The sequence below is a fragment of the Pseudomonas sp. TH04 genome, from assembly GCF_016651355.1.
In the GTDB taxonomy this organism is placed as follows: Bacteria; Pseudomonadota; Gammaproteobacteria; order Pseudomonadales; family Pseudomonadaceae; genus Aquipseudomonas; species Aquipseudomonas fluorescens.
On sequence record NZ_JAEKEA010000001.1, the window covers coordinates 2,450,562 to 2,474,469 of the forward strand.

Annotated in this window: 19 protein-coding genes; 12 read left to right on the plus strand and 7 right to left on the minus strand. The window is 61.3% G+C overall.

The window, feature by feature from the left end:
• Positions 1-2: 2 nt before the first annotated feature.
• Entirely contained in the window at positions 3-1,514 is a 1,512-nt protein-coding gene (locus JFT85_RS11025; RefSeq protein WP_053254490.1) for an efflux transporter outer membrane subunit, read from the minus strand.
• 182 nt (positions 1,515-1,696) lie between these two features.
• On the opposite strand from JFT85_RS11025, the gene JFT85_RS11030 reads away from it, so the two are divergent.
• The 5 genes from JFT85_RS11030 (at position 1,697) to JFT85_RS11050 (ending at position 6,568) form a co-directional block, all read left to right on the plus strand.
• Positions 1,697-2,665, plus strand: coding sequence for a LysR family transcriptional regulator (locus JFT85_RS11030; protein ID WP_053254489.1), 969 nt, complete (start codon positions 1,697-1,699; stop codon positions 2,663-2,665).
• A 471-nt stretch (positions 2,666-3,136) separates the two neighbouring features.
• On the plus strand, positions 3,137-4,111 hold the full coding sequence (locus JFT85_RS11035) for a 2-hydroxyacid dehydrogenase (protein ID WP_053254488.1): 975 nt from the start codon (positions 3,137-3,139) through the stop codon (positions 4,109-4,111).
• A gap of 216 nt (positions 4,112-4,327) precedes the next feature.
• On the plus strand, positions 4,328-5,230 hold the full coding sequence (locus tag JFT85_RS11040) for a chemotaxis protein CheV (protein WP_053254487.1): 903 nt from the start codon (positions 4,328-4,330) through the stop codon (positions 5,228-5,230).
• Between the two features lie 3 nt (positions 5,231-5,233).
• Entirely contained in the window at positions 5,234-5,716 is a 483-nt protein-coding gene (locus tag JFT85_RS11045; protein WP_187602006.1) for a GNAT family N-acetyltransferase, read from the plus strand.
• Between the two features lie 108 nt (positions 5,717-5,824).
• Entirely contained in the window at positions 5,825-6,568 is a 744-nt protein-coding gene (locus tag JFT85_RS11050; RefSeq protein WP_169876057.1) for a YkgJ family cysteine cluster protein, read from the plus strand.
• Between the two features lie 93 nt (positions 6,569-6,661).
• On the opposite strand, the gene JFT85_RS11055 is transcribed toward JFT85_RS11050, so the two are convergent.
• Together JFT85_RS11055 and JFT85_RS11060 are read right to left on the minus strand one after the other, a co-directional pair.
• The gene (locus tag JFT85_RS11055; protein WP_371850825.1) at positions 6,662-7,426 is read right to left on the minus strand and encodes a transporter substrate-binding domain-containing protein; all 765 of its coding nucleotides are present in this window, start codon (positions 7,424-7,426) and stop codon (positions 6,662-6,664) included.
• A 175-nt stretch (positions 7,427-7,601) separates the two neighbouring features.
• Entirely contained in the window at positions 7,602-7,835 is a 234-nt protein-coding gene (locus JFT85_RS11060) for a hypothetical protein (RefSeq protein WP_053254483.1), read from the minus strand.
• A 214-nt stretch (positions 7,836-8,049) separates the two neighbouring features.
• On the opposite strand from JFT85_RS11060, the gene JFT85_RS11065 reads away from it, so the two are divergent.
• The 7 genes from JFT85_RS11065 (at position 8,050) to JFT85_RS11095 (ending at position 19,246) form a co-directional block, all read left to right on the plus strand.
• On the plus strand, positions 8,050-9,216 hold the full coding sequence (locus JFT85_RS11065; protein ID WP_201229844.1) for an efflux RND transporter periplasmic adaptor subunit: 1,167 nt from the start codon (positions 8,050-8,052) through the stop codon (positions 9,214-9,216).
• Positions 9,213-12,308 (plus strand): multidrug efflux RND transporter permease subunit, encoded by a 3,096-nt coding sequence (locus JFT85_RS11070; RefSeq protein ID WP_201229846.1) that lies wholly within the window; start codon positions 9,213-9,215, stop codon positions 12,306-12,308. Before JFT85_RS11065 ends, JFT85_RS11070 begins: the two co-directional genes overlap by 4 nt.
• A gap of 31 nt (positions 12,309-12,339) precedes the next feature.
• Positions 12,340-13,017, plus strand: coding sequence for a heavy metal response regulator transcription factor (locus JFT85_RS11075; protein ID WP_053254480.1), 678 nt, complete (start codon positions 12,340-12,342; stop codon positions 13,015-13,017).
• A complete protein-coding gene (locus tag JFT85_RS11080; RefSeq protein WP_069551822.1) occupies positions 13,007-14,371 on the plus strand; it encodes a heavy metal sensor histidine kinase in 1,365 nt (454 codons plus the stop codon). Before JFT85_RS11075 ends, JFT85_RS11080 begins: the two co-directional genes overlap by 11 nt.
• A 403-nt stretch (positions 14,372-14,774) precedes the next feature.
• Positions 14,775-16,097, plus strand: coding sequence for an OprD family porin (locus JFT85_RS11085; protein WP_069551821.1), 1,323 nt, complete (start codon positions 14,775-14,777; stop codon positions 16,095-16,097).
• A gap of 86 nt (positions 16,098-16,183) precedes the next feature.
• Positions 16,184-17,683 carry a sensor domain-containing diguanylate cyclase gene (locus JFT85_RS11090; protein ID WP_201229857.1) on the plus strand — a complete coding sequence of 500 codons (1,500 nt, stop codon included), beginning with the start codon at positions 16,184-16,186 and terminating at the stop codon, positions 17,681-17,683.
• A gap of 63 nt (positions 17,684-17,746) precedes the next feature.
• Positions 17,747-19,246 carry a sensor domain-containing diguanylate cyclase gene (locus JFT85_RS11095; RefSeq protein WP_201229859.1) on the plus strand — a complete coding sequence of 500 codons (1,500 nt, stop codon included), beginning with the start codon at positions 17,747-17,749 and terminating at the stop codon, positions 19,244-19,246.
• Between the two features lie 196 nt (positions 19,247-19,442).
• Here the strand turns inward: JFT85_RS11095 and lpxC are convergent, their stop codons facing one another.
• The 4 genes from lpxC to JFT85_RS11115 all read right to left on the minus strand — a co-directional run bounded on the left by lpxC (position 19,443) and on the right by JFT85_RS11115 (position 23,907).
• A complete protein-coding gene (gene lpxC, locus JFT85_RS11100) occupies positions 19,443-20,354 on the minus strand; it encodes a UDP-3-O-acyl-N-acetylglucosamine deacetylase (RefSeq protein ID WP_003216227.1) in 912 nt (303 codons plus the stop codon).
• Between the two features lie 112 nt (positions 20,355-20,466).
• Positions 20,467-21,672, minus strand: a complete 1,206-nt coding sequence (ftsZ, locus tag JFT85_RS11105) for a cell division protein FtsZ (protein ID WP_053254475.1) — start codon at positions 21,670-21,672, stop codon at positions 20,467-20,469.
• A gap of 87 nt (positions 21,673-21,759) precedes the next feature.
• Complete coding sequence (gene ftsA / locus JFT85_RS11110) at positions 21,760-23,022, minus strand: cell division protein FtsA (protein ID WP_017738691.1); 1,263 nt, start codon at positions 23,020-23,022, stop codon at positions 21,760-21,762.
• 15 nt (positions 23,023-23,037) lie between these two features.
• A complete protein-coding gene (locus JFT85_RS11115; RefSeq protein ID WP_053254474.1) occupies positions 23,038-23,907 on the minus strand; it encodes a cell division protein FtsQ/DivIB in 870 nt (289 codons plus the stop codon).
• Between the last annotated feature and the right edge of the window lies 1 nt (position 23,908).

Here is a 23,908-nt window from a genome sequence, read left to right on the forward strand (position 1 = left end):
ACTCAGTGATCAAACACGGCAAGCGCCGCCGGGGTTTTGCCGGGAAGGGTCTTGGCCGCTTGCGGCACATCGTTACCCGCGCCGAGCCCGCCACCCAGGGCGGTCACCAGCTCGGCATGCGCGCTCAGACGCGCGGCCTGCACCTGTTGCTCGACCTGTTGCTGGCGGAACAGCAGGGTCTGGGCGTTCAGCACATTGAGGTAGTCGGTGAGGCCGCGCTGATAGGCGATCATCGCGATGTCGTAGGTTTTCTGTGCCGAGGCCACCGACTGCGCGGCGAAGGCCGACTGCTTGTCCATGGATTCGCGGCGGATCAACTGGTCGCTGATGCCCTTGAGCGCATTGACCAGGGTCTGGTTGTACTTGGCCACAGCGATGTCATAACCGGCGCTGGCCTCGCCCAGTTGCGCGCGCAAACGGCCACCGTCGAAGATCGGCAAGGTCATCGCCGGGCCGACGTTGTAGTTGAATTTCTGGCCGCTGAGAAAGCCCAGCAGAGTGCCGCCGGTAGCGACGAAACCCAGGCTGCCGACCAGGTCGACGTTGGGGTAGAAACCGGCATGGGCCACATCGATGCCGCGGGCCTGGGCGGCGACTTGCCAACGGCTGGCGACCACGTCAGGGCGCTGGCCGAGCAATTGCGCGGGCACGCTCGATGGCAATTTCAGCGGCGCGGCGAGGGCCAGACTCGGCCGTTGCAGTTGCGCGCCGTCACCCGGGCCTTTGCCCGCCAGCGCCGCCAGTTGGTTGCGGCTCAGGGCGATGGCTTCGTCCAAGGCGTCGAGTTGCCGATGGGTTTCCGGCAGCGGCGTTTCCGCCTGGCTGACATCAAAGTGAGTACCGATTCCCGCATTCAGGCGTTTGTTGGCCAGGTCGAGAATCTGTTGTTGCTGGGCCAACGTGGCGGCGACGATATCGCGGTTGGCGTAGTGCAACGACAGCTGGATATAGGCGCGTACCACGTTGTTTTGCAATTCAAGCTGGGCCTGACGCGCCTCGGCAACGCTCATATGGGCGAGGTCGACGGCACGCTCGGTGCTGTTACTTTCGCGGCCCCACAGGTCGAGGGCGTAACTGAGGCCCAGTGACGAACTATTGTCCCAGGTGTTGGCGCCGCTCAATTCGCCCGGACCGTAGAACTGATCCTTCGGCCAATTGTGGCGCTTGAGGGCAGTGTCACTGTTGATCTGCAAAGACTCGGCCGACGCTGCAATCCCGGCCATGGCCCGCGCCTCACGCACCCGCGCGGCGGCCATGGCCATGCTTGGGCTGTTTTGCGTGGCAAGTTCCACCCAGCGATTCAATTGCGGATCACCGTAGGCTTGCCACCAGCGTGTGGTGGGCCAGTGGGCGTCCCGGGCGGCGCTCTGGATCGCTTCGTCAGTGACCAGGTTATTGGCGTTGAGGGCCTGGCCTTGGGGGGCGATTCCTCCGGTTCCGATGCAGCCGCTGATTGCTAACGATAAGGCCAAAACACTGAGAGCCTTCAGCTCTCTGTTGATGCGACGCGGCACGGCAAGCGTATTCCTGAGGTGGTGTTGCGGGGAAGGTGGCGCAATTCTAGGCGGCGCGATGGAGGACGATAAGCTGGCATTCCTGTGAATCTTTGTTACCGTTCAGGCGATAATCCGTTGGTAGGGATCACTGGACGGCGTAACTTTCTGTCACAATTTGTTATCTCCCCTGAGAACACTCCATGGACACTTTGCAAAACATGCGCGCGTTCAGTTGCGTGGCCGAAGCCGGCAGCTTCACCGCCGCCGCCGTGCAACTGGACACCACCACCGCCAACGTCTCGCGCGCGGTCTCCAACCTTGAGGCCCATCTGCAAACCCGCTTGCTCAACCGCACCACCCGACGCATTGCACTGACCGAAGCCGGCAAACGTTATTTGCTGCGCTGCGAACAGATCCTCGCCTATGTCGAGGAGGCCGAGGCCGAAGCCAGCGACGCCCACGCGCGCCCGGCCGGGCAGTTGAAAGTGCACACCATGACCGGCATCGGCCAGCATTTCGTGATTGACGCGATTGCCCGCTACCGCCGCACTCACCCCGACGTGACCTTCGACCTGACCCTGGCCAACCGTGTGCCGGACCTGCTCGACGAGGGCTACGACGTGTCCATTGTGCTGGCCAGTGAACTGCCGGATTCGGGCTTCGTGTCCCAGCGCCTGGGCATCACCTACAGCATCGCGTGCGCCTCGCCGGATTACGTCAAGGCCAAAGGCTGCGCGCAACGGCCACAGGATTTGCTCAACCACGCCTGCCTGCGCCTGGTGAGCCCGGTTATCCAGCTGGATAAATGGACCTTCAATGGCCCCGAAGGCCAGGAAAGCGTGGCGATCAACACCTCGCCGTTTCTGGTCAACTCGGCCGATGCGATGAAAACCGCGATCACCAGCGGCATGGGCGTTGGCCTGTTGCCGGTGTATGCGGCCATCGAAGGCCTGCGCAACGGCACACTGGTGCGCGTAATGCCCACCTATCGCTCGCAAGAGCTGAACCTGTACGCCATCTACCCGTCACGCCAATACCTGGATGCGAAGATCAAGACGTGGGTGGAATACCTGCGCGGCTCGTTGCCGGAGATTCTGGCGGCGCATCAGGCGGAGTTGGTGGCGTATGAACTGAGCGGCAGCCTCAGCGGCGCACGGCTGGCGAACTGATTTCCGGCCTTCGATATAACTCAAATGCGCGAGCTGGCTTGTCGGACCGCCGACCCGCTGAGAGGGCATCAACGGTTATGCCCGATATCCCGAGGTGTCTCCAGCGCCCACAGAAAGCAGAGCACAGCGGTGCTGGCAGTTGAACTCGGTAAAAGGGTGGGCGCGGGCTTGCTCGCGAAGGCGGCGTATCAGTTACAGATAAGCGGGCTGACCCATCGCATTCGCGAGCAAGCCCGCTCCCACATTTGGATCTAGGTACATCAGACAGAGCGTGTGCCGCCGTGCGCTTGCGTTTGATCTGACCGGCCCGTTAACCACGGATTCAAGCCGCACAGAGGGCATGCCGAGCCTAAGCGAGGCAACGAGTGGTGGGGTAAAGCCAGCGCCCACTGTTAAACGGTCGTCCTGACAATCGTCGACAGGAATGTTAGCGTGCTTGGTATTCTTCCGTAGTCGATGAGCCCGCCTGCAATGAAAAAGACTGTCCTCGCCTTCAGCCGTGTCACCCCGGAAATGATCGAACGCCTGCAACAGGACTTCGAGGTCATCGCGCCAAACCCCAAGCTGGGTGACATCAATGCTCAATTCAACGAAGCCCTGCCCCACGCCCATGGCCTGATCGGCGTGGGCCGCAAGCTGGGCCGTGCACAGCTGGAAGGCGCGAGCAAACTCGAAGTGGTCTCCAGCGTCTCGGTGGGCTACGACAACTACGACGTGGCGTACTTCAACGAGCGCGGGATCATGCTCACCAACACCCCCGACGTACTCACCGAAAGCACCGCCGACCTGGCCTTCGCTTTGCTGATGAGCAGCGCACGCCGTGTGGCCGAACTGGACGCCTGGACCAAGGCCGGCCAGTGGAAAGCCAGCGTCGGCGCGCCGTTGTTCGGCTGCGACGTGCATGGCAAGACCCTCGGCATCGTCGGCATGGGCAATATCGGCGCGGCTGTCGCCCGGCGTGGTCGCCTGGGTTTCAATATGCCGATTCTGTACAGCGGTAACAGCCGCAAGACCGAGCTGGAACAGGAACTGGGCGCGCAATTTCGCAGCCTGGACCAACTGCTGGCCGAGTCGGACTTCGTCTGCCTGGTGGTGCCATTGAGCGAAAAGACCCGCCACCTGATCAGCACCCGCGAGTTGGGGCTGATGAAGCGCAGCGCGATCCTGATCAATATCTCCCGTGGGCCGGTGGTGGATGAGCCGGCGCTGATTGAAGCCCTGCAAACCCAGCAAATCCGTGGCGCCGGGCTGGATGTGTATGAACAGGAGCCGCTGGCTGAATCGCCGCTGTTCCAGCTGAGCAATGCCGTGACCCTGCCGCACATCGGCTCGGCCACCCATGAAACCCGTGAGGCGATGGCCAACCGCGCTCTGGATAACCTGCGCAGCGCCCTGCTGGGGCAGCGTCCGCAGGATCTGGTGAACCCGCAGGTGTGGAAGGGCTGACACCTGAGCCGCGTGGCAGCGGCCCCCCTGTGGGAGCCGGGCTTGCCGGCGATGCAGGCGCCTCGGTGTCTCAGTCACACCGAGGTTGATGCTATCGCAGGCCAGCCCGCGCCCACACACGCCAACACGCTTCACCTGACAAATACGGTTAAAGCCTGGCGCGCCCAAGTCGATAACCCTCTATAGATCGTCATCCCTGATCCACAGAAGGTTTTTATGTCCACCACCAAAGCCCGCGCAGATTCACTTTCGCTTCTGCTCTTTACCTTGCGCAGCGGCAAGTTGATGGCGATTAACCTGCTTAAAGTCAGTGAAATCATCCCGTGCCCGCCGCTGACCAAGCTGCCGGAGTCCCACCCCCACGTCAAAGGCATCGCCACACTGCGCGGCGCCTCACTCTCAGTGATCGACCTGAGCCGCGCCCTCGGCGAAATGCCCCTGCAAGACCCGAACGGCGGCTGCCTGATTGTGACCGACGTGAGCCGCTCCAAGCAGGGCCTGCACGTGCAGGCGGTGAGCAAGATCGTGCACTGCCTGACCACCGACATCCGGCCGCCACCCTATGGTTCCGGCGGGAATCGCTCGTTTATCACTGGGGTAACCCAGGTTGAGGGCGGGCTGGTGCAGGTGTTGGATATCGAAAAGGTCATCCACGGCATCGCCCCGGCACCGATTGAAGTGGCGCCGACCGACTTGACCATGGAAGAGGCCGAAGTGCTCGGCAACGCGCGGATTCTGGTGGTGGACGACAGCCAGGTCGCCCTGCAGCAATCGGTGCACACCCTGCGCAACCTCGGCCTGACGTGCCATACCGCACGCAGCGCCAAGGAAGCCATCGATGTACTGCTGGAGCTGCAAGGCACGGTCGAGCAGATCAACGTGGTGGTGTCGGACATCGAAATGTCCGAAATGGATGGCTACGCCCTCACCCGCACCCTGCGCGAAACCCCGGATTTCCAAGAGTTGTACGTGTTGCTGCACACCTCACTGGACAGCGCGATGAACAGCGAAAAAGCCCGCCTGGCCGGCGCCGACGCGGTGCTGACCAAGTTTTCGTCGCCCGAACTGACCAAGTGCCTGGTGGTCGCTGCCAAGGCTGTGGCGCAAAAGGGCCTGTAACCGGTGGCGGAATACTTCCAACTGCTGCGCCGCGACCTCACCGCCAGCCTGCCGGCGCCGCAGTGGCCAGCAGATACCCGGCTGGATCATTACCGCGACGAGCTGGCCCCGGCGATTCATGCGGTGTTGCGCATGACTCAGGATCAAGGCGGTGGCCGTGTCGCGAGCCTGGCGCAATGGCAGCAGCAGTTCGTCACCGATGCCGAATTCGACCCGACGCTGTGCCTGGTGGCCAGTAACCGCGACGGTATTCTCGGCGTGGCTCAATGCTGGACCAGCGCGTTTATCAAGAACCTCTCGATACACCCCTGCGCCCAAGGCCAGGGGCTGGGTCGCGCGTTGTTGCTGCACACCTTTCATGTGTTCAAGCAGCGCGGCGAGCCTTACGTAGACCTCAAAGTACGCGAGAGCAACCTGCGCGCCCGGCAACTGTATGAAAGTGCAGGCATGGTCTTTGTGCTGCGCGACCTGGTCCCCGAAGACTGACAGGCACTGGCGCATAACTTGCTTCCAGAGAGCCAGAACCGTGAATAGAGGCAAAATCCCGTCACTGTTCAAGAGTGCCCTCTGACCTTGCCTGGTGACAGATCCTCCATGAACACTCATTTTTCCTGTGTAGGTTGCGGCAAATGCTGCACCGACCATCATGTGCCCCTGACCCTTGAAGAGGCCCGCAGTTGGGCGGCTGACGGCGGTAACGTGATTGTTCTGGTGGAGGGTTTTCTCGGCAATGGCCTGGGCTTGCCCGTGCAACAACGCGAACACGCCGAGCGCCGTTCGGTGGTGGTGCCCAGCGGCAATACCGAGGCGTTTGTGGCCATCACGTTTGCCGCCTACAACGCCGGGCGCTGCCGGAATCTTGACGAAGACAACCGTTGCGGCATTTATGCGCGCCGCCCGTTGGTGTGCCGTATCTACCCGATGGAAATCAACCCGCACATCCCGCTGAACCCCGCCGCCAAGGACTGCCCGCCGGAATCCTGGGAACAGGGCCCGGCGCTGATCGTGGGCGGTGAGTTGGTGGACCAAGAACTGGCGGAACTGATCCGCCGCTCCCGCCAGGCCGACCGTGACGATGTACACACCAAGGAGACGGTGTGTGCGCTGCTGGGTATTCGCACCACCGCGCTAAAAGGCGACGGGTTTACCGCGTACCTGCCGGATATGCACGCCTTTGCCCAGGCCATCGAGCTGGCGCTTGACCAGCCCTCGGTGGCCAGTGAGTGGGTGTTTCATGCGTCCGGCCTGGACATCGCCGAGCAGTTGCTGGATGCCGGCGCACAGATTGCTACCGAGGTGCCGGCCAACTACGCGTTTATTTCCTTGCGCGCGGCTTGAGCCCCGGGTGGCAAGGCGTCAGAGGCTGGCCATGAACCTGCCCGGCGCCCACGGCGCGTGGCGTTTGCGCCAGCACGCGCAGTGAATGAACCGTCACGGTGTTTCCAAGTGGTAGGGCGCGAGGATCCGTTGGTATTCGCCATTTTGCATCAGCTCTTCAAGGGCACGGTTGAGTTGACTGCGTAACGCCGTATCAGGCTTGCGCACCGCGATTGCCACGCCATTGCCCAACAGTTCGGCCGAAATCTCAGGGCCCATGAAGTTGAAATCCTGGCCGGCGTCGGTGTCGAGCAGCGCGCCCCGAATTTCCACGGTGCCCTGCAAGGTTGCATCGATATCACCGGCCACCAGGCTGCGGACCAACTCGTCATTGAGCCAGAAACTCTCGATGATCACGCCCTCGGGCGCCCACTGCGACAGAGTAAAGGCTTCGCGGTTGCTGCCCAGCAATACCCCCACTCGCTTGCCCTTGAGCGAACTGATGGTCGGCATCAGGCCCGAGGATCGGCGGGCGACCAGACGTGTAGTGAAAGGATAAAGATTGTCGGTGAAGCCCACCCAACGCCGCCGTTCAGACGTGGGGGCCATCCCCATGATCGCATCGAATTGCCGGGCATCAAGCGCCGGGACGTTTTCGACAATCACCTGGTCGACCCAGGTGCAGCGCACATTCAACTGCTGGCACAGGGCGTTACCCAGGTCGATATTCAGGCCGACCAACTGGCCTTGCGGGTTGCGGCTTTGGAAGGGCGGGAATTGCGCGGCGACAGCGAAGCGGATTTCGCGCCGAGGCGGTTCAACCACCGCAACCGCATCAATCGAGAACAACAGGGCAAGCAGTGCAAAGCGCTGTATCAGTGCCACGAGAAACGTCCTTTTCCTGAAAGACCAGCCTCTCTGCACCCCGCCCCGTTCAACTAAGGGGGGCGGTGCGGAGGCTGTGCAAACTTTCAAGAAACGGTCGCGGACCTACAATCAGAAATATAAGCAGAACCTGTAGGCAAACACCGCTACAGCGTTCGCTGACTTAGTCTCAGCGTTTACCCATCGAGCGACGAGTACCCGGCGGGGCCATGCCTGGCGATTTGGTGTGGCCGTTTTTAGCGCCATTTTTATACCAAGGCTGGGCGGCATTCTTGGCCCCGGCCAGTTCACCCGGCTTGAACGGAAACTTGAACGCCGGGATCTCGGCTTTTTCAACGCTTTCAGCGCTGGCCGGATCGACGAGGTCGGCCGCTTCAACAGGGGGTTGTGTCGGGGAAGTCATGAAAGCTCCGGGGCGTGCAAAAAATGAGGCAGGGCCAACTTGCGGGCCACGCTGGCGCGCAGTATACCTGCGCGCCTGGCATCTTTAACCACCGCTGGTACGAATGGTCAGAGTTTACTGACAGCCCTGTCAGTTAGCAGTCACCGTGCTGACCGGGTCGGCAGGCTATAAATCACCTTCATTCTCCCAACCCTTTGCCTCGGCGCCCCACCCCATGCACATTCAACGAAAAACCGCCCTGATCGTGGGTGCCCTCGTAGTCGTGGCAATTACCGCCTGGGTAGTCAACCGACCGGCCAAGACCAAACTGGCGGCGGCGACCGCCATTCCGGTGCGGGTGGTGAGTGTCACGCAACAGGACATCCCTCGGTTCGTCAGCGGTATCGGCTCGGTGCTGTCGTTGCACAGCGTGGTGATTCGCCCGCAAATCGACGGCATCCTCACCAAGCTGCTGGTTAAAGAGGGCCAGTTAGTCAAGGCCGGTGACTTGCTGGCGACCATCGATGACCGCTCGATCCGCGCCAGCCTCGACCAGGCCAAGGCGCAATTGGGGGAAAGCCAGGCGCAGCTGCAAGTGGCGCTGGTCAACCTCAAACGCTACAAAGAACTGAGCATCGACGACGGCGTCTCGAAGCAGACTTATGACCAGCAACAGGCCCTGGTCAACCAGCTCAAGGCCACGGCGCAAGGCAATCAGGCGGCGATTGATTCAGCCCAAGTACAACTTTCCTACACCCAAATTCGCTCGCCGGTGACTGGTCGCGTCGGTATCCGCACGGTGGACGAAGGCAATTTCCTGCGCATGAGTGACGCCCAGGGCCTGTTCTCCGTGACGCAAATCGACCCGATTGCCGTCGAGTTTTCCTTGCCGCAACAAATGCTGCCGACCCTGCAAGGCTTGATCGCAGCGCCGACCCAAGCCAGCGTCGACCCCTACCTGGGGGCCGACACTGACGGCCAGACCGGCGACCTGCTCGGCGAAGGCCACTTGAGCCTGATCGACAATCAGATCAGCTCCACCACCGGCACCTTGCGCGCCAAGGCTGAATTCCAGAACGCCTCGCAGCGCCTGTGGCCTGGGCAACTGGTGACCATCAAGATCCAGACCGCCCTCGACAAAAACGCCCTGGTGGTGCCACCGACCGTAGTGCAACGCGGCCTGGACTCGCACTTTGTGTACCGCGTCAACGGTGACAGGGTGGAGATTGTGCCGGTGCAGATCACCTATCAGGACAGCGATGTGAACATCATCAAGGGCGTGCAGGCCGGCGATGTGCTGGTCAGCGACGGCCAGTCGCGGCTCAAGGCCGGCGCCCAGGTGGAGGTGCTCAAAGAGCCGCCTCAAGTCATCCATACCGTCGACGCCAAGGTGCAGCCATGAGTGGCAGCCGTTCGCCGTCCGCCTGGTGCGTTGACCACCCGGTTGCCACCCTGCTGTTGACCTTTGCCTTAGTGCTGTTGGGGGTGATTGCCTTTCCCCGGCTGGCCGTCGCCCCATTGCCGGAAGCGGAATTTCCGACCATCCAGGTCACCGCGACCCTGCCCGGCGCCAGCCCCGACACCATGGCGTCGTCGGTTGCAACGCCGCTGGAGGTGCAATTCAGCGCCATCCCCGGCATGACCCAAATGACCTCCAGCAGCGCCTTGGGCTCAAGCCTCTTGACCCTGCAATTCACCCTGAACAAGAGCATCGACACTGCCGCCCAGGAAGTGCAGGCGGCGATCAACACCGCGTCCGGCAAACTGCCCAGCGATATGCCGAGCCTGCCGACCTGGAAGAAGGTCAACCCGGCGGACAGCCCGGTGCTGATCCTCAGCGTCAGCTCCGCCAACATGCCCAGCACCGAGCTGAGCGACTATGTCGAAACCCTGTTGGCCCGTCAGATCAGCCAGATCGACGGCGTCGGCCAGATCAACATCACCGGCCAACAGCGCCCGGCGATTCGCGTACAAGCCTCGCCGGACAAACTTGCGGCGATCGGCCTGACCCTCGCCGACGTGCGCCTGGCCATTCAACAATCCAGTTTGAACCTGGCCAAAGGTGCGATTTACGGCGAGAACAGTGTGTCGACCCTGTCGACCAACGACCAATTGTTTCACCCGGAGGAATACGGCCAGTTAATCGTTTCCTACAAAAATGGCGCGCCGGTTCAACTGCGTGATGTCGCCAAAGTCATCAACGGTTCGGAGAACGCCTACGTGCAGGCCTGGTCCGGCGATACACCGGGGGTCAACCTGGTCATATCGCGCCAGCCCGGCGCCAACATTGTCGAGACCGTCGACCGCATTCAAGCCGAGCTGCCGCGCCTGGAAGGCATGTTGCCGGCGTCGGTGCAGGTCAGCGTGCTGACCGACCGCACCAAGACCATCCGCGCCTCCCTGCATGAAGTGGAAGTCACCTTGCTGATCGCCATCTTGCTGGTGGTGGCGGTGATGGCGCTGTTCCTGCGCCAGCTATCCGCGACGATGATTGTGTCCAGCGTGTTGGGTGTGTCGCTGATCGCCAGTTTCGCCTTGATGTACCTGATGGGCTTCAGCCTGAACAACCTGACCCTGGTGGCGATCGTAATCGCCGTGGGCTTTGTGGTGGACGATGCCATCGTGGTGGTGGAGAACATTCACCGCCACCTGGAAGCTGGACTCGACAAGCGCGAAGCCGCGATCAAGGGGGCTGGCGAGATTGGCTTTACCGTGGTGTCCATCAGCTTCTCGCTGGTGGCGGCCTTTATTCCGCTGCTGTTCATGGGCGGCGTGGTCGGGCGGCTGTTCAAGGAGTTTGCGCTGACAGCCACCTCGACCATTCTGATTTCGGTGGTGGTCTCGCTGACACTGGCGCCTACCCTGGCCGCGTTGTTCATGCGCGCGCCGACGCATCACGCCCACGACAAACCCGGTTTCAGTGAACGCCTGCTCGCCGGCTACGCACGTAACCTGCGCCGTGCATTGGCCCATCAACGCACGATGGCGGCCATTTTCATTGTGACCCTGGCCTTGGCCGTGGTCGGCTACGTGTTTATCCCCAAGGGGTTCTTCCCGGTGCAGGACACCGGTTTTGTACTAGGCACCAGCGAGGCGGCGGCCGACGTGTCGTACCCGGACATGGTCGCCAAGCACAAAGCCCTGGCCGAAATCATCAAGGCTGACCCGGCGGTGGAAGCCTTTTCCCACTCGGTGGGCGTCACCGGCAGCAACCAGACCATCGCCAACGGCCGCTTCTGGATCGCCTTGAAAGACCGTGGTGATCGCGACGTGTCCGCCAGCCAGTTCATCGACCGCATCCGCCCGAAACTGGCGAAGGTGCCGGGTATCGTGCTGTACCTGCGCGCCGGCCAGGACATCAACCTCAGCTCCGGCCCCAGCCGCGCCCAGTACCAGTATGTGCTCAAGAGCAACGACGGCCCGACGCTGAACACCTGGACCCAACGCCTGACCGAAAAACTGCGCGCCAACCCGGCCTTCCGCGACCTGTCCAACGACCTGCAACTGGGCGGCAGCATCACCCACATCAGCATCGACCGCCAGGCCGCTGCGCGCTTTGGCCTGACCGCTACCGATGTCGACCAGGCGTTGTATGACGCATTCGGCCAGCGGCAGATCAACGAGTACCAGACCGAGATCAACCAGTATCAGGTGGTGTTGGAACTGGACAGCCAGCAACGCGGCAAGGCCGAAAGCCTGAACTACTTCTACCTGCGCTCGCCGCTGACCAACGAGATGGTGCCGCTGTCGGCGCTGGCCAAGGTCGACCCACCGACCGTGGGGCCGTTGTCCATCAGCCATGACGGCATGTTCCCCGCCGCCAACCTGTCCTTCAACCTCGCGCCTGGCGTGGCGTTGGGCGATGCGGTGATCATGCTCAACCAGGCCAAGAATGAAATCGGCATGCCGGCCACCCTGATCGGCACGTTCCAGGGCGCCGCCCAGGCGTTCCAGAGTTCGTTGGCCAGCCAGCCGTGGCTGATCCTCGCCGCGCTGGTGGCGGTCTACATTATCCTCGGCGTGCTGTATGAGAGCTTTGTGCACCCGTTGACGATCATCTCCACCTTGCCCTCGGCGGGCCTGGGGGCGCTGATCATGCTGTGGCTGCTGGGCCAGGACTTTTCGATCATGGCCTTGATCGGCCTGGTGTTGCTGATCGGCATTGTGAAGAAAAACGGCATCCTGATGATCGACTTTGCCCTGGAGGCCCAGCGCGTACGCGGGCTGGCGCCTGAGGAGGCGATTTACGAAGCGTGCGTCACTCGGTTCCGACCGATCATCATGACCACCCTCGCCGCCTTGCTCGGCGCAGTGCCGTTGATGCTGGGTTCCGGGCCCGGTGCGGAACTGCGTCAACCGCTGGGTATCGCAGTGGTCGGCGGCTTGCTGGTGAGCCAGGCACTGACTCTGTTCACCACACCGGTCATATACTTGTACCTTGAACGGTTTTTCCACCGGCCCAAACCAGCCCCTGCGCTGGCGACCACACACTGAGGCTGAGGCCCCGTCCTGGAGCAAAAGGCTCATGCGCGTCCTGATTATTGAAGATGAAGAAAAAACCGCGGACTACCTGCACCGCGGCCTGACAGAACAAGGCTACACCGTCGACGTGGCGCGCGAAGGCGTCGAGGGTTTGCACCTGGCGCTGGAGAACGATTACGCGGTGATCGTGCTCGACGTGATGCTGCCCGGCCTCGACGGCTTTGGCGTATTGCGTGCACTGCGGGCGCGCAAGCAGACGCCGGTGATCATGCTCACCGCCCGCGAGCGCGTCGAAGACCGCATTCGTGGCCTGCGCGAAGGTGCCGATGACTACCTGGGCAAACCGTTTTCGTTTCTCGAACTGGTGGCGCGTCTACAAGCCCTGACCCGTCGCAGCGGCGGCCATGAGCCGGTGCAGGTCACCGTCGCCGACCTGTGGATCGATTTGATCAGCCGCAAGGCCAGTCGCAACGGCTTGCGCCTGGACCTGACCGCCAAGGAGTTCTCGCTGCTCAGCGTATTGGCGCGACGCCAGGGTGAGATCCTGTCCAAGACCGCCATTGCGGAGATGGTCTGGGACATCAATTTCGACAGCGACGCCAACGTCGTCGAAGTGGCAATCAAGCGCCTGCGTGCCAAGCTCGACGGGCCGTTCGAACACAAGCTGCTGCACACCATTCGCGGCATGGGCTACGTGCTGGAGAACCGCAGTGTCGGCTAACTCCATTGCCCTGCGCCTGAGCGGCATGTTCACGCTGGTGGCGCTGCTGATCTTCGTGTTGATCGGCGGTGCGCTGTACCAGCAAGTGGACCGCGGCCTGGGGTTGTTGCCAGAGGCCGAACTGGAGGCGCGCTATAGCGTGCTGGAATCGTCGGTGAACCGCTTCGGCACGCCGGACCACTGGGCAAAAATCACCGCCAAACTGAAATTGCTCGGCGAGGAAGACAAGCGCATCCGCTTCTGGGTAGTGAGCAGCGACCCGAACTACGAGTACGGCCACCCCGACGCACAGATCCGCGCGTTCGCCCAAGGGCCGACCGGCAAGCGCGACCTGCGCCTGCCTGGGCATGAATACCCGTTCAAAGTATTGCTGACCCAGTTCTCGGCCAAAGAACAACGCCCGCCGCTGCGCTTTATGATCGCCATCGACACCGAGAACTTTCGCATCACCCAGCACCATCTGTTGATGGCCTTGATCGGCCTGTCGTTTGTCGGCGTGGCCCTGGCCGCGCTGCTGGGGTTCTGGGTCTCGCGTATCGGCCTCAAGCCGCTGGGCAAACTCTCGGATGAAGCGCAAAAACTCGCACCGCCCAAACTCTCCGGGCGCCTGCACCTGTCGCCGTTGCCGCCGGAGCTGAGCCAGTTCGTCAACTCGTTCAACTCAACGCTGGATCGGGTTGAACAGGCCTACTCGCGCCTGGAGTCATTCAACGCCGACGTGGCCCACGAACTGCGCTCGCCGCTGACCAACCTGATCGGCCAGACCCAGGTGGCGCTGACGCGCGGCCGTTCTGCAGAGCATTACTTCGAGGTGTTGCAATCGAACCTCGAAGAGCTGGAGCGCCTGCGCTCGATCATCAATGACATGCTGTTTCTCGCCAGCGCCGACCAGGGCAGCAAGGCCACCAAGCTGATTGAAAGCTCACTGGCCGATGAAGTCGCCACCACCCTCGATTATCTGGACTTCATCCTCGAAGACGCCCAAGTCAAGGTTCAGGTGCGCGGCGATGCCGTGGTGCAGATCGAAAAAGCCCACCTGCGCCGCGCGCTGATCAACCTGCTGAGTAATGCGGTACAGCACACCGCGCCAGGGCAGATCATCGAGGTGAACATCGACGTGCAGGCGCATCAGGTGGCCATCGGGGTGACCAACCCTGGCGATGAAATTGCCAGCGAACATTTGCCAAGGCTGTTCGAACGCTTCTATCGGGTGGACGCGTCGCGCAGCAACAGCGGGGCAAATCACGGCTTGGGGCTGGCCATCGTCAAGGCAATTGCGTTGATGCATGGCGGTGATGTGTTTGTGCGCAGTGACGGTGGCGGCAATACGTTTGGCATTACGTTGCCCGTCTAAATCTTTAGAACACCTCAGTCAGTGTGGGAGCGGGCTTGCTCGCGAATGCGCAGTGTCAGTCGCCACATGTGCTGGCTGACCCACTGCTTTCGCGAGCAAGCCCGCTCCCACATTTAGATCTCGGCGCATCGACCCAGACATTGACTGTTGCGGTTTGGGCAACAGTCATTATCTTGTTACACTCTGTATCGCACCGCTCGCCTGCGTTACTTTGACGCACCGATGAGCGCGACGGCAAACACAGCTTCCCGCTCACCCGAATTTCCCTCGACTTATTTCCAGGGCTCTACACTGGGAATCTGTTTAAAGCCGCTGACTTCAGCGGCTTTTTTTTGCCGTAAAAAAAGGCCAGGCATACCCCCACGACATTGGCCGTTTTCGATTGACCAAAGGAGCTTTACCGGTGAAGAACTCGCTGACGTTCACCCCGTTATTCCTCGCGATTGCAGCAACGATCATCCCCCTTGCCCACGCGGCAGACACGCCTCAAGCTGACGGCTTCGTTGAAGGCTCAAGCCTCAACATCAATACCCGCAACTACTACATGAACCGCGACCGTCGCGACATTCACACCGATGACAGCAAGGAATGGGGCCAGGGTTTTATCGGCACCTTCGAGTCCGGCTTCACCCAGGGCACCGTCGGCTTTGGCCTGGACCTCAACGCCATGCTGGGGCTCAAGCTTGACGGCGGTGGTGGTACGGATGGCTCCAGCATCCTGCCCGTAGGCTCCGGCAACGGCAAAGCCCCAGGTTCGTTCTCCACCGCAGGCGCCACCTTGAAAATGCGCGCGTTCGACACCGAACTGAAGGCCGGTGACCTGTTCCTCAACAACCCGGTCATCGCCGGCGGCATGACCCGCATGTTGCCGCAGGACTTCCGTGGCGTCAGCCTGACCAATCACAGCTTCGACGGCTGGATGATCGAAGGCGGCCAGGCCAGTTTCACCAAGCTCTACAACCAGAGCGGCCACCGTCGCATCGGCACCAGCTACGGCACGCTGCCGGACCACGCCGACAGTCAGCACCTGAACTGGGCCGGCGTGTCGTTCAGCGGTGTTGCGGGCCTGACCAGCAACCTGTATGCCTCTGAACTCAAGGATGTATGGCATCAGTATTACTACGACCTGGACTACACCTACGCGCTGAATGATCTGGTCAGCCTCAACCCCGGCCTGCACTACTACCACACACAGGACACCGGCCAGTCGCTGCTGGGCACTCTCGACAACAACACCTACAGCCTGCATTTCACCGTCGGCGTGGGCAACCACAGCGTCACCGCTGCCTACCAGCGGGTCAACGGCAACACGCCGTTCGATTACATCGGCCAGGGCGACAGCATTTATCTGGACAACTCCCAGCAATACTCGGACTTCAACGGCCCCAACGAGCGCTCGTGGAAACTCAAGTATGCCTACGACTTCGCCGGCCTCGGCATGCCCGGGCTGACGTCCGCCGTGTCCTATATCAGCGGTAAGACCGATCTCACCAAAGTCGACCCGAACAGCCGTGGCTACAGCACCTGGTACAGCGCCGACGGCAAGGACGCAAAACACTGGGAGCGGGATATCGACCTGAAGTACGTGGTGCAAGGCGGCAAAGCCAAGGATTTGTCCGTGCGCCTGCAGTGGGCGACCAATCGCGGCGGCAACGGCTACTCGGCAGTGGACCGGGATGTGGATGAATACCGGGTTATCGTGGACTACCCGATCAACGTGTTCTAAGGCACTGATCTTTCTTTTTAACCCATGATTTAATTTTCATCGCGTAGAACTAAACTGCCAGTATCTTCCCTGCTGAAGCCTGCGCGATGAGTCAACCCCGCACTCCTGCCCTGCCTGCACGCCCAGAGCTTTTGCTGATTCTGGGCAGTAGCCTCACCGTCACCCTGATCGTGGTTATCGTCGCCGCGTTGCTGACCCGCGAACACGCCAGCACCGTACTGGCGGCCCAGCGCGCCACCACCAACATTACGCAACTGATCAACGCCGATGTGCTGCGTAACGTCGAACTCTATGATCTGGCGCTACAGGGCCTGATCACGGCTACCGAGCGCAAGGATCTGTCGCAGACGTCCCCGGACATCCGCCACACCGTGCAGTTTGATCAATCCACTGCGGCGCCCTTCAAAGGTGAAGTGCTGTTGCTGGATGCCAATGGCAAGGTGATCGCCGACTCCTCGACCCTCCGGCCGACGCCGCGCAATTTCGCCAACCGTGACTATTTCCAGATCCATAAACAAAACGCGCAGGCGGGGCTGTTTATCAGCCGCCCGTTCAAGATCCGCTGCGCCTGTGATCAGGTGTGGCGCATCGCGTTCAGTCGCAGGGTGACCGGCCCGGACGGCGAATTCATTGGCGTGGCCGTGGCGACGATGCGCCTGGCGTATTTCGATCAGTTGTTCAACCGCCTGACCATCGGCAACGGCAACGGCAGCTCGGTCAACTTGCTGAACAATCAGGGCATTCTCCTCGCCCAGCAGCCGTTGCTGGAGCGCGACATGATTGATAAGGACCTGAGCGATCGGCCCAATTTCAAACGCATATTGCGCGAAGGCGAAGGCAGCTTCCGGGCGATCTCGACCCTCAGCGGTACTGAGCGGTTGTACACCTTTACCAATGTCGGCGACTTGCCGCTGATTGTGGTGGTGGCGCTGTCCAGCGAGGACGTGTTCGCACCCTGGAAGCGCGCCGCACTGCTGACCGGTGGCGCCACCGGCGTGCTGTGTATTGGCCTGCTATGGCTGACCTGGATGCTGCGCCACGAACTGCGCCGCCGCTATCGGGCCGAACAGGAACTGTCTGAACTGGCCGCCACCGATGCCCTGACCGGGCTGGCCAACCGACGCATCCTGGACCAGCGCCTGCGGCAGGAATGGGACCGTGCGCAGCGCTCGACCGAGCCGCTGACCCTGCTGATGATCGACGTTGACCACTTCAAAGCCTTCAACGATCGCCATGGCCACCGCGGTGGCGACGAGGCATTGCGCACGGTCGCCCAAGTCATCGGCAGTAACATCCGGCGCCCCGCCGACTTGGCCGCACGGTATGGCGGGGAAGAATTTGCAGTGGTGCTGCCCAACACAGATGCCAAGGGCGCCTGGGTGATCGCCGAACATATCCGCAGCAGTGTCGAACACTTGCCACGGGTGGCCGGCGCCGAGCAGCCGATTACCGTGAGTATCGGCATGAGCACCTGGGACAAGCACACCCGCTTGCCTTTGGAAGCGTTGCTGCTGCGGGCGGATCAGGCGTTGTATGAGGCCAAGCACACTGGCCGAAACCGGATTGTGGAGGCTGCTGCGCGCTGAACCGGCCCTGCAAGGCCATACAAGGACTACGCTATTGGCATCCTCGAAGCAGAAGTAAGCCCGATGAGCCCACGCCCGTCCCGCCCCACACGTCGCCCGGAACGCTTGTTGATCCTGGGCAGCGCGCTCACGGCCCTGCTGATCGTCGGGATGGTTGCAGCGCTGTTGATTCACGAACACGCCACGGCCCTGCAGACCGCCAAACGCACCGCGAACAACATCACCCAACTGATCGACGCCGATGTGCAGCGCAACATCGAGCTCTACGACATGGCCCTCAAGGGGCTGATCGCCGCGACCGAACGCAGTGACCTGCAAGACGTTTCCGCCAGTATTCGCCACCTCATATTGTTCGACCGCGCCACTGCCGCGCCCTACAAGGGCGATATTCTGCTGCTGGACGCCAATGGCGAGGTCATTGCCGACGCTTCATTACTCGCGCCAAAGAAGGAAAACTTTGCTGATCGTGACTACTTCAAGGCTCAACGGAAAAATCCGGACCTCGGGCTGTATATCAGCCGCCCGTTCATGGCGCGCTGCGTGTGTGACGATAAGTGGCGTATTGCATTCAGCCGCCGCCTATCCGGGCCGGACGGGCGCTTCCAGGGCGTCGCGGTGGCCTCCATGCGCCTGTCGTACTTCAATCAGTTGTTCAGCAGCCTGAATATCGGCAGTAACAGCACCATCAACCTGATCAACCACGAAGGCATTGTGCTGGCACAGCACCCGCTGCTGGTTCAGGACCTGATCAATCAGGACTTCAGCCGGCGTCCCAACGTGGCGCGGATGCTCAAGGAGCGTGAGGGCAACTTTCGCGGCATTTCCAGCGTTGACCAGCAGGAGCGGCTTTACACTTTCTCCAGCGTCGGCAACTTGCCGCTGATCGTGGCGGTGGCCCTGTCCAGCGACGAAGTTTTCGCCCAATGGCGGCGAGCAGCCCTGCTGGTCGCCGTCGCCACCGGTGTGCTGTGCATGGGTCTACTGTGGTTGACCTGGATGCTCGGCAAAGAACTGCGCCGTCGCCATAGCGCCGAACAGGTGCTGTCAGAACTGGCAGCCACTGACGCGCTGACCGGCCTGGCCAATCGCCGCACCCTGGACGAGCGCCTGCGCCTGGAATGGGACCGTGCGCAACGCTCGGCCGAGCCGCTGACGCTGCTGATGATCGACGTTGATCACTTCAAGGCCTTCAACGACCGCCACGGACACCACGGTGGCGACGAGGCATTGCGTACGGTGGCTCACGTCATCGACGACAACATCCGCCGTCCGGCTGATCTGGCGGCTCGATTTGGCGGGGAGGAGTTTGCGGTGGTGCTGCCGCACACCGACGCCAAGGGCGCAGGGGTGATTGCCGAGCATATCCGCAGCAGTGTCGAGCACTTGCCACGGGTGGCCGGCGCCGAGCGGCCGGTTACCGTGAGTATCGGCATGAGTACCTGGGATAAACGCAGCCGCACTTCATTGGAGGCAGTGTTACTGAGTGCGGATCAGGCGCTGTATGAAGCCAAGCACAGGGGGCGCAATCGCATTGTGGATGCTGCAACGCTTCGAGATTCGTGAGTCGCAGCCTATCGATGTGGAAGCTGTCGAGCTTCAGTGCGGCTGTCAGGCAGGCGCCTCGGTATTACGTAGACACCGCGGTGATGCTATCGCAGGCAAGCCAGCGCCTGCATTGGAACGGCGGCCTCAAAAAAGACCGGCATAAAAAAAGGCCACCCGAAGGCAGCCTTTCAAAACTAAAGAAGAGAGTTGTTACTTACACCGCCGCAACGGGACGCATGTAAGAGATCGGTGCGGTGCTGGCATCTTCGAAGGTCACGACTTCCCAAGCATCTGTCTGTGCAATCAACTTGCGCAGCAGCTGGTTGTTCAGGGCGTGGCCCGACTTGAAGCCTTTGAACTCGCCTATCAGGCTATTGCCCAGCAGGTAGAGGTCACCGATTGCATCGAGGATCTTGTGCTTCACGAATTCGTCTTCATAGCGAAGGCCGTCTTCGTTCAGTACACCATCCGCGTCGACCACAATGGCGTTTTCAACGCTGCCGCCGAGTGCGAGGTTGTGCTTGCGCAGGTACTCGATGTCACTCATGAAACCAAAAGTACGGGCGCGGCTGACTTCTTTTACGAACGAAGTGCTGGAAAAATCCACGCTTGCACTTTGGGTGCGGTCACGGAATACCGGGTGATCGAAATCGATCTCAAAGCTCACTTTAAAGCCTTCGAACGGGACGAAGGTGGCGCGCTTGTCGCCGTCTTCTACTGTCACTTCCCGCAGAATGCGTATGAACTTCTTGGCTGCGTCCTGTTCTTCCAGGCCGGCAGATTGAATCAAGAATACGAAGGGACCAGCGCTGCCATCCATGATGGGGACTTCGGACGCGGAGAGCTCGACGTAGGCGTTATCGATGCCCAGGCCAGCCATGGCCGAGAGCAAGTGCTCCACCGTGTCCACTTTGACGTCACCGTTGACCAATGTGGTCGACATAGTGGTTTCGCCAACGTTTTCCGCGCGAGCAGGAATCTGCACCACAGGGTCCAGGTCGGCACGCACAAACACGATGCCGGTGTCGACAGGTGCAGGCTTGAGGGTCAGGTATACCTTCTCCCCGGAGTGCAGACCTACACCTGTGGCACGAATAATATTCTTCAGGGTGCGTTGTTTAATCATGGCTTGGACCGCTTCAGCGCAAATTGCGAACTGGTATCAACAAAGGCTGGCGATAATAGCAGACCAGACCTTTGCTGAACACCAATCACCTTCATAGCCCTGATACATTCCATTAATCGGCCTGACGACGCAAGAATGCCGGGATGTCCAGGTAATCCAGATCATCCTGCGGATTCAGGCTACGGGACGCCGCAGCACCGGCCTGAGCCTGGTTGCGCATCACGGTCGGACGGTCCAGATCACGGTAGTTCACCGACGGCAGTTCCTGGCGCGCAGGCGCTGGAGCGGCAGCCGCTTGGCTGGCGTGACTGTTGTGGCCGGTGTGAACGGTATTGTCGATGACCTTAACAGGCTTCTCGATTTTTGCGCCCAGGCCGGTAGCAACCACGGTTACATGCAGTTCATCACGCATGTCCGGATCGATAACGGTACCGACTTTGACCATCGCGTGCTCGGAAGCGAAGGCTTCGATGATGCTACCCACGTCGGAGTACTCACCCAGGGACAGGTCAGGACCGGCGGTGATGTTCACCAGGATGCCGCGTGCGCCTTGCAGGTTCACGTCTTCCAGCAACGGGTTGCGGATCGCCGCTTCAGTGGCTTCACGTGCACGGTTCGGACCGCTGGCGCAGCCAGTGCCCATCATCGCCATGCCCATTTCGCTCATGACCGTACGTACGTCGGCAAAGTCGACGTTGATCATGCCTGGACGCTTGATGATGTCGGAGATACCGCGAACGGCACCGGCCAGCACATCGTCAGCCTTGGCAAATGCGGACAGCAGGCTTGCGTCCTTGCCCAGGATGGTCAGCAGCTTCTCGTTGGGAATGGTGATCAACGAGTCGACGCTTTCAGAGAGCAGACGGATGCCTTCGTCGGCGATCTGCATGCGCTTGCGACCTTCGAACGGGAACGGACGGGTCACCACAGCGACCGTCAGGATGCCCATTTCCTTGGCCACTTCGGCAATGATTGGCGCTGCACCGGTACCGGTACCGCCGCCCATGCCGGTGGTGATGAACACCATGTTGGTGCCTTGCAGCACTTCAGCAATACGCTCGCGGTCTTCCAGGGCGGCTTGACGGCCGACTTCCGGGTTGGCGCCAGCGCCAAGGCCTTTGGTCACGGCTGTGCCCAATTGCAGGATGGTCCGCGCGCCGATGCTTTTCAGCGCCTGGGCATCAGTGTTGGCGCAGATGAATTCAACGCCTTCAATGTTGCTCTTGACCATATGGTTGACAGCGTTGCCGCCGCCACCGCCGACACCGATTACTTTGATAACCGGGCTAGCGGGGATGTTGTCTACGAGTTCGAACATGTTCCCTCTCCTTTCGTTTTCTCTAGTTTTTTCGCCTACTGCTTATTGCGTGCTTCTACAACGGTGTGACGGTGTCGCGGTAAATCTTTAGAAATTGCCTTTTACCCAAGCCTGCAACCGCTCGAACAACGGCGCTTTGGCCTCGTCGTCGCTACGGTAGCTGTCACGGATGCTCGGGCCCGACAGGGAAATGCCGTCGGTCTGCTTTTGCAGCCCGTACAACAGCAAGCCCACACCGGTGGAATAAATCGGGTTGCGCACCACGTCGCCCAGGCCTTTGACGCCATGGGGCACGCCCAGGCGCACAGGCATGTGGAAGATTTCCTCGGCCAGTTCGACCGCGCCTTCCATCTTCGAGGTGCCACCGGTCAGCACGATGCCGGCCGGGATCAAATCTTCGTAGCCGCTGCGGCGCAGTTCAGCCTGGATCAGGGTGAACAGCTCGTCGTAACGTGGCTCGACCACTTCGGCCAGGGCCTGACGCGACAGCTCGCGCGGTGGACGGTCGCCGACGCTTGGCACCTTGATGGTTTCACCGGCACCGGCCAGCTTGGCCAGGGCGCAGGCGTAACGGATCTTGATTTCTTCGGCGTACTGGGTCGGCGTGCGCAACGCCATCGCGATGTCGTTGGTGACCTGGTCACCGGCAATCGGGATCACGGCGGTATGACGGATCGCACCCTCGGTGAAAATCGCGATGTCGGTGGTGCCGCCGCCGATGTCCACCAGGCACACGCCCAGTTCTTTTTCGTCGTCGGTCAGTACCGAGTAGGCCGAAGCCAGTTGCTCGAGAATGATGTCGTCGATTTCCAGGCCGCAGCGGCGCACGCATTTTTCAATGTTCTGTGCGGCATTGACGGCACAGGTCACCACGTGAACCTTGGCTTCCAGGCGCACGCCCGACATGCCCAGAGGCTCACGAACGCCTTCCTGGTTGTCGATCACGTAGTCCTGCGGCAGTGTGTGCAGCACACGCTGGTCGGCCGGAATCGCCACGGCCTGGGCGGCGTCGAGTACGCGCTCAAGGTCGGCCGCGCTGACTTCGCGGTCGCGAATCGCCACGATGCCGTGGGAGTTCAGGCTGCGAATGTGGTTGCCGGCTACGCCGACGAACGCCGAGTGGATCCGGCAACCGGCCATCAGCTGCGCTTCTTCGATGGCGCGCTGGATCGATTGCACGGTGGACTCGATGTTCACCACCACGCCCTTCTTCAGGCCCCGGGACGGATGCGTGCCAATACCGACGATTTCGATAACGCCGTCTTCCCCGACCTCGCCCACCAGCGCCACCACTTTGGAGGTGCCGATATCGAGACCGACGATCATTTTGCCGCTTTGCACGTTTGCCATGGGTCCTGCCTCTTCTTAATTCTTCGCGACAGCGGGTTTGGCTGTCGTCGGCGCAGCCGGTTCACGCCAGCCGACGGCCAGGCCGTTGGCGTAACGCAGGTCGACGCTCGCAATGTTCGTAATCTGTTCTTTCAAGGTCTTGTCATAGATGGCAATAAAGCGGCGCATCTTTTCCACCAAGCGGTCGCGTCCCAGCAACAACTCGATACCGGGGCCGGAACTGCCTGCACCGGTGGTCAAAAACCAGCTGCCCCGCTCACGCAATTCCAGGCGTGCGATGGAGAAGCCCAGTGGCCGCAGCATCTGGCTCAAGGCCTGGTACTGCTGCATCACTTGCTGTTGCGCCCGCTGCGGCCCGAACAACTGCGGCAGGTGCTCGTAGTTGGCCAGTTCACGCGGGGTAAACGCCTGACCCTGGTTGTTCAACAGTGCGCCATCGCCCCAACGGGCAACAGGCAATTGCTCTTCCAGGCGGATCGTCACCTGGTCCGGCCATACGCGGCGGACTTCGGCATGCGCGATCCATGGCATCTGCTCCAACTCCGAGCGCATACCGGCCAGGTCGATGGTGAAGAAGCTCGCCGCCAGGTACGGGCCGATGCGCTGCTGTACCGCCTGCTGGCTGATGTAGCTCAAGTCGCCCTGCACGCTGATCTTGGTGATCGGCCGGTCGGCATACGGCAACAGACGCTGAGCGCCCTCGTAAGTGCCGAAGCCCAACGCCACCAGCAGCACCGGCCAGAACAGCGCTTTGATAAAACCAAAGTTGGCTTTCGGCAGGCGCGCCGACATCGGTTCCTTAGCCACCATCCGGCTGGCACCCCGCGGCACCGGCTTGCGGCCGGGGACTTGTGGGGGCTGATGACGAAGCGATGCGCCGTTCATG

Bases quoted from the DNA above. Each gene is read 5' to 3' on its own strand.
- JFT85_RS11030 (WP_053254489.1), top strand. From the start codon at position 1,697: ATGGACACTTTGCAAAACATGCGCGCGTTCAGTTGCGTGGCCGAAGCC.
- JFT85_RS11035 (WP_053254488.1), top strand. From the start codon at position 3,137: ATGAAAAAGACTGTCCTCGCCTTCAGCCGTGTCACCCCGGAAATGATC.
- JFT85_RS11040 (WP_053254487.1), top strand. From the start codon at position 4,328: ATGTCCACCACCAAAGCCCGCGCAGATTCACTTTCGCTTCTGCTCTTT.
- JFT85_RS11050 (WP_169876057.1), top strand. From the start codon at position 5,825: ATGAACACTCATTTTTCCTGTGTAGGTTGCGGCAAATGCTGCACCGAC.
- JFT85_RS11060 (WP_053254483.1), bottom strand. From the start codon at position 7,835: ATGACTTCCCCGACACAACCCCCTGTTGAAGCGGCCGACCTCGTCGAT.
- JFT85_RS11065 (WP_201229844.1), top strand. From the start codon at position 8,050: ATGCACATTCAACGAAAAACCGCCCTGATCGTGGGTGCCCTCGTAGTC.
- JFT85_RS11070 (WP_201229846.1), top strand. From the start codon at position 9,213: ATGAGTGGCAGCCGTTCGCCGTCCGCCTGGTGCGTTGACCACCCGGTT.
- JFT85_RS11075 (WP_053254480.1), top strand. From the start codon at position 12,340: ATGCGCGTCCTGATTATTGAAGATGAAGAAAAAACCGCGGACTACCTG.
- JFT85_RS11090 (WP_201229857.1), top strand. From the start codon at position 16,184: ATGAGTCAACCCCGCACTCCTGCCCTGCCTGCACGCCCAGAGCTTTTG.
- JFT85_RS11095 (WP_201229859.1), top strand. From the start codon at position 17,747: ATGAGCCCACGCCCGTCCCGCCCCACACGTCGCCCGGAACGCTTGTTG.
- lpxC (WP_003216227.1), bottom strand. From the start codon at position 20,354: ATGATTAAACAACGCACCCTGAAGAATATTATTCGTGCCACAGGTGTA.
- ftsZ (WP_053254475.1), bottom strand. From the start codon at position 21,672: ATGTTCGAACTCGTAGACAACATCCCCGCTAGCCCGGTTATCAAAGTA.
- ftsA (WP_017738691.1), bottom strand. From the start codon at position 23,022: ATGGCAAACGTGCAAAGCGGCAAAATGATCGTCGGTCTCGATATCGGC.
- JFT85_RS11115 (WP_053254474.1), bottom strand. From the start codon at position 23,907: ATGAACGGCGCATCGCTTCGTCATCAGCCCCCACAAGTCCCCGGCCGC.